Here is an 11,961-nt window from a genome sequence, read left to right on the forward strand (position 1 = left end):
GTAATGAGTGATTAACTAACTAATCAAATACAAGCTTAGAAATCAGAATTAGGTAACTTTTGAAATAAAAAAAAGGGATATCACAAAGTGAAGTCCCTTTTTCGCACGATCTTAACTAATCTACTACCTAATCAATTTTTATTATCCTTTGTTTATTCGAACGATTGATTAATAAAAAGGTTGTAGAATTTCTTTTTTTTAACAAATTAGGTCTGTTTTTACCTTTTATTTCCAATTGTGAATTGAATTTAATTTAGATTTATTATTGCTTTAAAACCTTGAAGTTCTGTGGTTTAGTGTCAAAAAAAACTAAATAAAGTACATAAACAGGTTAGATAATTGATAATAAATTGATTAAGAGTACATTTTTTAAGACTTTTGTGTGCTAATTCATATGCACCAGTATGATTTATTTGACGATTTGATTGTTTATGGTAATCATGCTACGAGAAATTAATTTATGCATAATTTTAATACGCTTAAAGAATTCTTAGAAGAGCCAAGAAATGTGGTGATTATACCACATACTAAACCGGATGCCGACGCAATAGGGTCAGCTTTGGGTTTATCGTGGTATTTAAGAAAATTCGAGCATACAACAACTGTTCTTTCACCGAACGACTATCCTTCGTTTTTACATTGGATGCCTGGACATGAGGAAGTTGTTATTCATGATAAAGAAAACGCAGAGGCTTCAGAAGAAATAATTAATAATGCTGATGCCATTTTCTGTGTAGATTTTTCTGCCTTAAGTAGAATAGAAGATTTAGGTCCAATGGTTGAAAAGCAATTGAGCAATAAAACCATTGTCATGATCGACCATCATAGAGGAAAAGTAGAATTCGCCGACTATGAACTTTGGGATATTGATGCTGCCGCTGCTGCTCAGTTGATTTATGAGTTTATAGATTTAGACGAAGGAACAAATAAAATTGACCAACGTATCGCAGCATGTTTATATGCAGGTATTGTTACTGATACTGGGTCGTTTAAATATCCTAGTGTAAGCAGCCGTACATTAAGAATTGCAGCTGCACTTAAAGATACAGGATTAGACACAGCTCGTCTTTACAATCTAATCTATGATAATAATACAGAGACAAGATTACGTTTTCTTGGTCATGCATTAAAAGAAAATCTAACGTTTTGGCCAGAGTTAAATACTGGTTTCTTTACAGTTTCACAAGACGATAGAGATCACTTTAAATTGCAGTCAGGAGATACAGAGGGATTGGTGAACTATGCACTATCTGTCAACGGAATCAAAATCGCTGCTATTTTTAAAGAAAAAGACGAAAGAGATGGAATTAAAGTATCTCTTCGCTCAATTGGAGATTTTTCTGTTGCCGATTTGGCTGCCGAACATTTTAATGGAGGTGGACACAAAAACGCAGCAGGAGGCCGAGTGGACGGAATGACAATAGATGAGGCAGTAGTCTTGTTTAAGAAAGTTTTAGAAGAGAAACTGAAATAGATTTTTTATTGAACTAAATATGCAAATTACTAAAAAAATTGCAGTAGCTGCCCTTATGTTGGGAGCTGTTGCTTGTGCTAAGAAAACTCCTTCAGGGAAAGAGTTTAAAATTGTTGAAAGCGGAAATGGAGTGAAACCAATCGAAAACAATGTAGTAGAATTTAAATTCAGTATTTCTGATGATAAAGACTCAACATTATTCGAAAACTCTATGATGGGTAGAGGTGAGTACGAAATGTTCGTTCTTCCTCCAGATTCAGTTTTCAAAAAAGCAATTGCTGAAGGTCAACAAATTGATCCAATTATCGAGATGTTAACAATGGCTCACGAGGGTGATTCAACTCAAATGTCTATTGTTGCTAAAGATTTCTTTGGTAAAATGTTACCTCCATTCGTAAAAGACAGCTTAGACGTAGTAAAAGTTGGTCTTCGTATCTCAAGAGTATTTGATAACAGAGAGGACTATACTCAAGTAAAAGAGGCTGAAATGGAAGCAGCTGCTGAAGCACAAAAAGCTACAGACGATAAAGTAATCACTGATTTCTTAACTGAAAACAAAATTGAAGGTGTTCAGAAAACAGAATCAGGTTTATATTACATCATCACTAAAGAAGGTAAAGGTGAGAACCCTACAGCAGGTGATAATGTAAAAGTACACTACACAGGTACATTATTAGATGGTTCTAAATTCGATTCATCTGTAGATCGCGGGCAACCATTACCGTTTGTATTGGGTCAAGGTAGAGTAATCAAAGGTTGGGACGAAGGTATCGCTTTGTTAAACAAAGGGGCTAAAGCTACTTTGTATATCCCTTCTGGATTAGCTTACGGACCAAGAGCAATGGGTGCTCAAATTCCTGCCAATTCTGTTCTTAAATTTGACGTTGAGTTAGTTGACTTCACGAAAGCTGAAACTCCTGCTTCAAAATAATTTAAGGATTAAGATAAGTTTCTTAAATAGACTTATTTAATTATAACATATTTAAATACAGCAGATTTACCACTGTCAAGAGTGGTAAATTTGTTGTCATACAATAGGGTAGATTTGTATTCCTCTAATTTGAGGTGAAATGATTGAAATCTAATTTAATAAAACCTACTTATCTTATGAACAATACTTACAACAAGTTCTTTAAATTTATTGCATCTGCAGGCTTCTTATTAGCCTTATCAGGATGTCTTAAAAATGACATTGTCGATTACGTAGCTCAGGATACTCAAACCCTGGAAAACTACTTGAACGATAATGATATTGAGTATTTCAAAACTTCATCATTAGGTTCAGGTTACGGAGTATACATTACTCCTAACGCGGGAATCCTTTTCCCACCTGCTAAACCAGACGAAAGTGGTCATGATACACGTATTATTGAAACTACTCTAGACCTTAGAAGATTTGATCAATCGCTTATCGGTAACGAACAAGTTGATACTGATCCTGATAACTTGGTTACACAAGTTTTCTTAAAAGATTCTACATATACTTTTGCAATGCGTAGAGGTGCAATTTGCTTAGGCTACATGGATGCAGTAATTAATCTAAATGGTATTGAAGTACCAGAAAGAGTTTATATTCCATCTTATTTAGCATTTGGAGGTACGGCTTCTACAGGTATTGGATTAGAATTCAATGATATTGTTACAGCTGAGAATCTAAAAATTAAAGCTGTGAGAAATGTGTACACTCAAGCAGAACACGAAAAGCAATTGGCAATTACTTATGCAAAAGATTCTTTAGGGATTAATGTAGATGTATCAGATACTTTATTCACAAACAAATCTATTGTTGAAGAAGAATATGGTAAAGATGGTCAATTACTTGAGTTACCAGATTACATCGTTAAAAAGGTAGTAACAGAAGGATCAGGTGATGTGATTGCAGCAGGAGATACAGTTAATGTTCGTTACGAAGGTAAATTTATCGGTGTAACATCGCCTAATAGAGAAAATATCGTATTTGATTCTAATGAAGATGCTGATTCTCCATTAAATGTTGTAGTTTACGAAAGTAGTAAAGATGCTAATGATAGCAACGCTTCATCTCAAGTAATTAATGGTTGGTACAAAGCATTAAGAACAATGAAAAAAGGAGAAACTGCTATCTTTGTATTACCATCGCATACTGCGTATTGGGATACTGGTGATAACGCACAAACTTTTGATTTGTTCAAAAAAATCCGTCCTTTCAAAACGTTGGTTTTTGAAATCACTGTGGAAGCAGACGAAGATTAATAAAATCAGTCAATTTTTATAAAACTATGCAAATTCGCATTCCATATTTATTTTTAGTATTCGCTGCTTGTTTCAGCATCTTTTCTTGTACAACAAAAACGGAAGTACTTGAAGAAATAAACGAAGAAGCTGCCGAAGATTTTTTAATCAGACAATACATTGTTGCGGATAGTGTATTTGTTGCAGATAATGATAGCGAAGTAGATCAATACTTTAAGTTTGGTGTGTATATGACATCAACTGGTACGACTACTGGAGAGCCTATTAACCCGGATAGAAAAATCTCTTTTGGTGATTCTATTCACGTAACTTATACGGGTTGGGTAATGGGACCTGAAGCTGTTCCTTTTGATAGTAATGTTTTAACAGGTGTTCCTTTTGAAATAGTACTTGGAAAAACTTCTGTTATCGAAGGGTGGAATATTGCATTGTTTGAAATGCACGAGCATGAAAAAACGAAGGTAGTCATTCCTTCAACTTATGGATACGGTGTGGCCGGGAGTCCTCCAAGTATTCCAGGTAGATCATCATTAGTATTTACCATGCAAGTGGATAGTTTATGGAAAACAGACGAACAATAAAGTCTAAGAAATAAATGAAAAACCGAAGAAAACTCTGATTTTCTTCGGTTTTTTTTGCTTCATAGTAAAAAATGTGAATAATCATATATATCTTCTATCTAGTAACTATTGAAAATCGTTTAATTACATTAAATTTGTTGCGATTATCTAAGCACTAAAATAGGTAGTCAGTTCAATCGTTAAGATCATACAATTAAAATACATATATGTTAGATTCCATAACCAAATTATTTTCAAAGGTTTTTGGTACAAAATCAGAAAGGGACCTAAAGAAAATTACCCCTTATCTTGATAAAATTAATACTGAATATCAAAAGCTTCAAAATATTTCCGATGATGAGTTAAGAGCTAAGACTGCTTATTTCATCGATTATATTGAGCAAGGATTACAAGGTATCGACAAGCAAATTGGTGATTTAAAAGAGTCAGTTGAAAACGATCCAAAATTGGATTTGGCTTTCAAGGACAAAGCTTTTAAAGATATTGATAAGCTAAAGAAAGACCGAAATGAGAAATTAGAAGAAATTTTAATGGACCTTTTACCTCAAGCGTTTGCTGTAGTAAAAGAAACAGGTCGTAGATATACAGAAAATAAAGCAATAACTGTTACTGCATCGGATTATGACCGTGAAATGGCGGCAAAATACGAGAACGTAACCATCGATGGAGATAAAGCTACTTGGTCAAACAAGTGGTTGGCTGCAGGTAACGAAGTAGAATGGAACATGATCCACTACGATGTACAGTTATTGGGTGGTATTTTCCTTCACCAAGGTAAAGTAGGTGAAATGATGACGGGTGAAGGTAAAACACTCGTAGGTACATTGCCAGCTTACCTTAACGCATTGGCTAAGCGTGGTGTTCACGTTGTAACTGTGAACGACTACCTTGCAAAGCGTGACTCGGAATGGAATGCTCCTTTATTCCAATTCCATGGTTTATCGGTAGATTGTATCGATAAGCACCAACCAAACTCTGAATCAAGAAGAAAAGCATATCGTTCTGATATCACTTATGGTACAAACAACGAATTCGGTTTCGATTACCTACGTGATAACATGGCGAGAGATAAGGACGATCTAGTGCAAAGAGAGCATCACTTTGCCATGATTGATGAGGTCGACTCTGTTCTTATTGACGACGCTCGTACTCCTTTGATTATCTCAGGTCCTGTACCTAAAGGCGATCAACAAGAAGAGTTTGCTGAATTAAGACCTAAAGTTCAAACATTGGTAGATGAGCAACGTAAGCAGGCTCAAAAAATGTTGAACGAGGCAAAGAAATTGATCAAAGAAGGTGATAAGACTCAAGGTGGTTTACAATTACTAAGAGTACATAGATCACTTCCAAAATATAAACCTCTAATTAAATTCCTTGGTGAAGAAGGAATGAAGCAATTGCTTCAAAAAGTGGAAGGCGAATACATGCAAGACAATAACCGTCGTATGCCTGAAGCGGATGAGCCTTTGTTATTCGTGATTGAGGAAAAGAACAATAGTGTGGAGCTGACTGAAAAAGGTATCAAAACCGTAACAGGTCACAACTCTCCAGACTTCTTTATTTTACCTGACTTGGCAACAGGTATTGGTAAAATTGAAAATGATCCTGAGATGGAAGACGAAGCTAAAATTGAAGCAAAAGATGCTTTGATTGCGGACTTCGATACGAAATCTCAACGTATTCACTTAATGAAACAATTGCTTAAGGCTTATACTTTATTCGAAAAAGATGTAGACTACATCTTAGTAGACAATAAAGTGAAAATCGTCGATGAGCAAACAGGTCGTGTGATGGAAGGACGTCGTTATTCTGACGGTCTTCACCAGGCACTAGAAGCAAAAGAAAACGTAAAAATCGAAGATGCTACTCAGACGTATGCAACAGTAACGCTTCAAAACTACTTCCGCATGTACCATAAATTAACAGGTATGACGGGTACGGCAATTACTGAAGCAGGTGAATTCTGGGAAATCTACGAATTGGATGTAGTAACAGTTCCAACTCACCGTCCGATTGTTCGTGCGGATAGAGAGGATTTTGTTTACAAAACTGTTCGTGAGAAATTCAACGCTGTAGCTGAAGAAGTATTGAAGTTGGTAGAACAAGGACGTCCAGTGCTTGTGGGTACAACTTCAGTAGAAAACTCAGAGATCATGTCTCGTATGTTGAAGATGAGAGGTATTGAGCACCAAGTCTTAAACGCGAAACAACACGGTCGTGAAGCAGAGGTTGTAGCCAAAGCAGGTCAGTCAGGTGCAGTAACTATTGCAACCAACATGGCAGGTCGTGGTACGGATATTAAGTTACCTGTAGAAGTAAAAGAAGCAGGTGGTTTAGCAATTATCGGTACATCACGTCATGAATCACGTCGTGTAGACCGTCAGCTTAGAGGTCGTTCAGGTCGTCAAGGTGATCCAGGATCGTCTCAATTCTTCGTTTCATTGGAAGATAACTTGATGCGTTTGTTCGGTTCTGATCGTATTGCATCTGTAATGGATAGATTAGGTTTGGAAGAGGGTGAAGTAATTCAGCACTCAATGATTACTAAATCTATCGAAAGAGCACAAAGAAAAGTAGAGGAAAACAACTTTGCTATTCGTAAACGTCTACTAGAATATGATGACGTGATGAACTACCAAAGAGAGGTAATCTACCGTCGTCGTAGAAATGCTTTATTTGGAGATCGTCTTCAAGTAGATATCATGAACTCATTCTTTGATGTTTGTGTAAATATCTCAGAAACTCACGTAGGTAACTACGAAGGATTCAAGTTAGATGCTTTAAAAATTCTTGGTGTAACCACTCAGATTAGTGAAGAAGGATTCCAGGAACATAATGAAGAGTATTTAACTCAAGAATTATACAAAGAAGCATTAGAGCATTACAAGGCGAAAAATACATCGATTTGGGAGAAAGCAAAACCAATCTTCGAAAAAGTAAAAGAAGAAAGAGGTGGAGTAGTTGAAAACATCGTGATGCCATTTACGGATGGTAACAGAATGTTCCAAATCAATGTAAACCTTGAGAAAGCATTATCTTCTGACGGAGATGAGGTGAGTGCCGCTTTAGGTCAAAGTGCTACTTTAGCAGTAATCGACCACTTGTGGAAAGATCACTTACGTGAAATGGACGAGTTGAAACAACAAGTTCAAAACGCCGTTCACGAACAAAAAGATCCATTATTGATCTATAAATTTGAATCATTTGAGTTGTTCAAGTCATTCTTGGCAGAAGTAAACGACGAGATTATCTCGTTCTTATCAAAAGCTAGAATTCCTGTACAAGAGCAACCTCCTATGCCAGCGGCTCCTCAACAGCCAAGACGTCCTGAACCACAAGTGACAGCGTCGAAAGCAGAAGCAGGTTCGGCTTTAGGAAATGATCCAAAACCTCAACAAGGTGAGGGTGTTCCTCCACAAGCACCGAGAGGTCCTGTAGAGGTGGTGAAGCCTAGACACAGTGATAAAACATACCAAAGAAACGACCGTGTGACTGTAAAGTATCAAGACGGTACGGTAAAAGAAGGTGTGAAATACAAAACTGTTGAGGTGGATGTAGAAAAAGGAAACTGCGTGATTTTAGAATCATAGTCGTTCAAAAATATATATTCAGGAGTGGACTCTTAGGAGAATCCACTCCTGTTTTACATTCAAACTCCATAGAAAATAGAATATTATCTGATCATTATTATGAAGTTACTCTTACGATTTTTTTTAGTTGGTTTATTTTTAGGAGCAATAAGCTGTAAACCTTCTCAAACCACGACCACTTCTTCGGCAGATTTAATTGATACTGATTTTTCGAAATACATGCCAACCCCAGAAAAAGTGGAAGCTTCAAAACCTCAAGAAGTGGAAGAAACGGTAACGTCTACTACTTTGCCTACAGGTGATGTAAATGAAGAGGTCAATACTATTTTAGGAGATTTATCTTCAAGAGATTTAGGTGGTATTCCTATCTATAGAATATTAGTGTATTCGGGTAGAGATAGAGCTAGAGCAGAAGATGTAGTGTATAACCTTAAAGAAAGATTTGGCAACTACGAAGTTGACCTTACTTTCGAGCAACCGAACTATAAAGTGAAAGCAGGTTACTACTACGATAGATTAACAGCTCATGCTGAGCACACAAAAATAAAAAAGAAATATAGAACAGCTTTTCTTCTAAAGGAAAAAATGGATGTAAAAGATGTTCAATCTCGTATCGATAGAGCTGAAGCTAGAAAAGAAGCTGCAGAATTAGGCGAAGACGAGAAAGAAAGTAATGATTAATTGATCATCAAATAGTTGGTGGTTATACTATAGTTTAACTGAAGAAGGTCTTAATGATGTTCTTCAGTTATTTTTTTATCAAGACTTACACACTAATCATATAAACATTTTGAAAGCACTCACATTTTCATCATTCGGTTCACCTGATGTTCTAGAATACATCGATCTTCCAAAACCATCTATCAAAAAGGGAGAAGTTTTACTTAAAAATGAAGCGATAGGTTTAAACTATGCAGATGTTTACCGTAGAAAAGGAAACTATCATTTAAAGGGAAATCCACCCTATTTAGCAGGTTATGAAGGGGGAGGAACAGTAGTAGAATCAAAATCAGAACTTTATAAAGTAGGCGATAAATTAGCTTACGCTGATGTCCCTTTTGCAAATGCCGAATACATTGTGGTTCCAGAAACGCATGCTATTCCTTTACCCAAAGAAATTGATATTCAATTGGCAGCATCTGTACTTCTCCAAGGTTTGACGGCACATTACCTTTCAAAAGACAGTCATGATGTCCAAGAAGGAGAATATGTGTTGGTACATGCCGCCTCAGGAGGAGTGGGACAAATTCTTACGCAAATCTGTAAAGCAAAAGGTGGTATTGTCATTGGCTTAACAAGAAGTGCTGATAAGTTACAAACCATTATTGATTGTGATGCGGATCATGCAGTTCAGTTAGACGAAAACTGGAAAGCTAAAGTAATGGAGATTACGAATCAGAAAGGTGTAGATGTAGTTTTCGATAGCGTTGGAGTTACTTTAGAAGACAGTTTTGAAGTCACCAAAGAATGTGGTCATGTGGTTTTTTACGGGATGAGTGGAGGAGATCCAAAGCCAGTAGACCCGAGAATGTTGATGGATACAAGTAAAACTTTAACTGGGGGTGATTTATGGAGCTATTTGATCAATCAAGAAGAAAGGCTTCAAAGGTCTAAAGAATTGTTTGATATGATTTCCAATGGATCTGTCAAAATCAAAAAGCCAGTAGAATTTAGTTTATCTGATGGAAAAGCAGCTCACGAATTTCTTGAATCAGGAAAAAGTTCGAGTAAAGTGTTATTGATTCCAGATCAAGAATAAAAAATATCAAAAATAAATCCCCTTGAAAAATCATTTTTCAAGGGGATTTTATTTTCAGAAGCAGTGGCTTCTGCCATTTATTTCTTTTTATTGGATTGACGAATGGATGAGGCGATATCATCCCAAACAGGAGAAGGTATTGCATCTAAATGATTGAATTCTCCGGCTCCTTTTAACCACTCACCTCCATCAATAGTCACCACTTCTCCATTCATATACGCAGAGAAATCTGACATTAGATAGGCTGCTAAATTAGCAAGTTCTTGATGTTCACCCACACGGCCTACAGGTACTCTACCTGCTTCATCAAATTGTTCTCTGATATTTTCAGGGAACAATCTATCCCAAGCACCTTTTGTAGGGAATGGCCCTGGCGCAATAGCATTCGCACGAATACCGTACTTTGCCCACTCCACCGCTAATGACCTTGTTAGAGCTAAAACACCTGCTTTTGAACAAGCAGAAGGCACCACAAACCCTGATCCGGTAGAAGCATAAGTAGTGACTATATTCAGCATTACCCCCTTAATACCATTAGCGATCCAATGCTTACCAATCGCCAAAGTGAAATAATAGGTTCCTTTTAAAACGATATCAACAATGGTATCAAAAGCTTTGTGACTAAGGCGTTCTGTAGGACTGATAAAATTACCTGCAGCGTTATTTAATAAGCCATCAATCTGACCAAATTTATGTGAGGCTTCTTTGATGACATTTTCTATCTGATCATACTTTCTGACATCGCAAACCACATAAAATGGTCGTTTGCCTGTTAGTTCTTCCAATTCATCTGCGGCTGCTTTGAGCTTTTCTTCTTTACGACTGCAGATCGTTACGTTAGCGCCGAGTTCTAAAAAATATTTTGTCATGGACTTGCCCAATCCTGTTGCTCCACCAGTTACGATGTAGTTTTTTCCTTGGAGTGCATTGTCCCTTAACATAGGTTCGTTGTACATGTTGATTATTGGTTTGTAATCGAATAGGTATAGTAAGTTTTACCCAACTAATATAAAAAGGAATCATTTTGAATACCTAGAATTTACCTCAAAAAATGAGATTTTACTCAAAACTGTCTTTTTGATTCATCCTCAATATTCATGGTTCATCCCCCAATTTTCAGGCTTCGTCTACCTTTAATTTATATAGAGGGAGAGTTTGAGGATGTTTGTATCGTAATCAATCATCAAAAACATATCAGAAAATCTAATCGGAAATGAAGATCAAACATTTATACCTCATACTAAGTCCTGTGATTATCGCCACTGCATTTTTTGCAGTAAAAGCTTTACCAGAAAAGAAAGAAGAAGCACCCAACGAAGACAAAAGCGTCATTGCTGTCAATGTGGAGTATGCTGAACTTCAGACTTTACAAAACAATATAGAAGTAACCGGAAAACTGAAGGCAAAAGATAGATACGAAATCTATGCTGAAGTAGAAGGTCGCTTATTACCATCGGCTAAGAAATTTAGAGAAGGAAATTATTATAAAAAAGGTCAGGTTTTACTTCAAATCGATCAGCAAGAACGTTACATGACGTTGTTGGCTGACAAAAGTAATTTTATGACTGAGTTAACGGCTATTCTCCCTGATTTAAAAGAAGATTTTACAGAAAGTTACCCTACTTGGAATCAATACCTGAAAGAATTGGATATCAAAAAGCCTTTGAAAATTCTGCCTGAACCGAAGACGGAAAAAGAAAAATATTTCATTGCTGGTAACGGGATTTATAGCTCATACTATACCATCAAATCATCAGAAGAAAAATTAAGTAAATACACTATTTATGCACCGTTCAGCGGGGTAATATCAAAAAGTGATGTGGAAGCGGGAACTGCTGTAAGAGCAGGTCAGGAACTAGGAGAGATGGTTAATTTATCATCTTATGAGTTAGAAGTGACAGCTCCTTTGAAAAACATCGAACACTTCAAAAAAGGAAATAAAGTAAAGCTGTACTCTTCAGAATTAGATTCAGAATGGACGGGTACAGTGATCAGAATTGGAAATACTTTGGATGCGAATTCTCAGAGTGTGAAAGTCTATATCCAAACTTCTGGAAAAGATTTAAAAGAAGGAATGTTCTTAACGGCTCAAGTGAATAGCGCCGCTTATGAGAATGCGATGTTGATCCCAAGAAAATTGATATTCAATGACAATCATGTTTATGTAGTGAAGGACAATAAGTTGGAAGTGCAAGAAATCGAAGTGATGGAAACCTTTAAGTCGGATGCGATTGTAAAAGGAGTGCCAACGAAAACGGCGGTGTTGATGACCAACATTAAGAACCCTTACACAGGAATGAAAGTACAAGTATTGAACTAAGCTGA

General features: G+C 36.4%; 9 protein-coding genes. 8 read left to right on the forward strand and 1 reads right to left on the reverse strand.

Annotation, left to right across the window (positions count from 1 at the left end; all coding sequences use genetic code 11):
- The first annotated feature begins 460 nt into the window (after positions 1 to 460).
- The 7 genes from KMW28_RS01255 (at position 461) to KMW28_RS01285 (ending at position 9,636) form a co-directional block, all read left to right on the forward strand.
- Positions 461 to 1,474, forward strand: coding sequence for a DHH family phosphoesterase (locus tag KMW28_RS01255; protein ID WP_066210808.1), 1,014 nt, complete (start codon positions 461 to 463; stop codon positions 1,472 to 1,474).
- 19 nt (positions 1,475 to 1,493) lie between these two features.
- Positions 1,494 to 2,405, forward strand: a complete 912-nt coding sequence (locus KMW28_RS01260) for an FKBP-type peptidyl-prolyl cis-trans isomerase (protein WP_066210806.1) — start codon at positions 1,494 to 1,496, stop codon at positions 2,403 to 2,405.
- 176 nt (positions 2,406 to 2,581) lie between these two features.
- Positions 2,582 to 3,706 (forward strand): FKBP-type peptidyl-prolyl cis-trans isomerase, encoded by a 1,125-nt coding sequence (locus tag KMW28_RS01265; protein WP_066210803.1) that lies wholly within the window; start codon positions 2,582 to 2,584, stop codon positions 3,704 to 3,706.
- 26 nt (positions 3,707 to 3,732) lie between these two features.
- The gene (locus KMW28_RS01270; RefSeq protein WP_169664825.1) at positions 3,733 to 4,287 is read left to right on the forward strand and encodes an FKBP-type peptidyl-prolyl cis-trans isomerase; all 555 of its coding nucleotides are present in this window, start codon (positions 3,733 to 3,735) and stop codon (positions 4,285 to 4,287) included.
- A 206-nt stretch (positions 4,288 to 4,493) separates the two neighbouring features.
- A complete protein-coding gene (gene secA, locus KMW28_RS01275; RefSeq protein WP_169664824.1) occupies positions 4,494 to 7,877 on the forward strand; it encodes a preprotein translocase subunit SecA in 3,384 nt (1,127 codons plus the stop codon).
- A gap of 99 nt (positions 7,878 to 7,976) precedes the next feature.
- On the forward strand, positions 7,977 to 8,558 hold the full coding sequence (locus KMW28_RS01280; protein WP_169664823.1) for a hypothetical protein: 582 nt from the start codon (positions 7,977 to 7,979) through the stop codon (positions 8,556 to 8,558).
- 109 nt (positions 8,559 to 8,667) lie between these two features.
- Positions 8,668 to 9,636 (forward strand): quinone oxidoreductase family protein, encoded by a 969-nt coding sequence (locus KMW28_RS01285; protein WP_169664822.1) that lies wholly within the window; start codon positions 8,668 to 8,670, stop codon positions 9,634 to 9,636.
- Between the two features lie 77 nt (positions 9,637 to 9,713).
- Here KMW28_RS01285 and KMW28_RS01290 read toward each other — a convergent pair whose 3' ends face one another.
- Positions 9,714 to 10,592, reverse strand: a complete 879-nt coding sequence (locus KMW28_RS01290) for an SDR family oxidoreductase (RefSeq protein WP_240972856.1) — start codon at positions 10,590 to 10,592, stop codon at positions 9,714 to 9,716.
- A 257-nt stretch (positions 10,593 to 10,849) separates the two neighbouring features.
- On the opposite strand from KMW28_RS01290, the gene KMW28_RS01295 reads away from it, so the two are divergent.
- Complete coding sequence (locus KMW28_RS01295; RefSeq protein WP_169664821.1) at positions 10,850 to 11,956, forward strand: efflux RND transporter periplasmic adaptor subunit; 1,107 nt, start codon at positions 10,850 to 10,852, stop codon at positions 11,954 to 11,956.
- Positions 11,957 to 11,961 lie beyond the last annotated feature (5 nt).

This window comes from Flammeovirga yaeyamensis (assembly GCF_018736045.1).
Taxonomy (GTDB): Bacteria; Bacteroidota; Bacteroidia; order Cytophagales; family Flammeovirgaceae; genus Flammeovirga; species Flammeovirga yaeyamensis.

What these genes read in the sequence shown, in the direction of transcription:
- KMW28_RS01255 (WP_066210808.1), top strand. Translation starts at nt 461, where the DNA reads ATGCATAATTTTAATACGCTTAAAGAATTCTTAGAAGAGCCAAGAAAT.
- KMW28_RS01260 (WP_066210806.1), top strand. Translation starts at nt 1,494, where the DNA reads ATGCAAATTACTAAAAAAATTGCAGTAGCTGCCCTTATGTTGGGAGCT.
- KMW28_RS01265 (WP_066210803.1), top strand. Translation starts at nt 2,582, where the DNA reads ATGAACAATACTTACAACAAGTTCTTTAAATTTATTGCATCTGCAGGC.
- KMW28_RS01270 (WP_169664825.1), top strand. Translation starts at nt 3,733, where the DNA reads ATGCAAATTCGCATTCCATATTTATTTTTAGTATTCGCTGCTTGTTTC.
- secA (WP_169664824.1), top strand. Translation starts at nt 4,494, where the DNA reads ATGTTAGATTCCATAACCAAATTATTTTCAAAGGTTTTTGGTACAAAA.
- KMW28_RS01280 (WP_169664823.1), top strand. Translation starts at nt 7,977, where the DNA reads ATGAAGTTACTCTTACGATTTTTTTTAGTTGGTTTATTTTTAGGAGCA.
- KMW28_RS01290 (WP_240972856.1), bottom strand. Translation starts at nt 10,592, where the DNA reads ATGTACAACGAACCTATGTTAAGGGACAATGCACTCCAAGGAAAAAAC.
- KMW28_RS01295 (WP_169664821.1), top strand. Translation starts at nt 10,850, where the DNA reads ATGAAGATCAAACATTTATACCTCATACTAAGTCCTGTGATTATCGCC.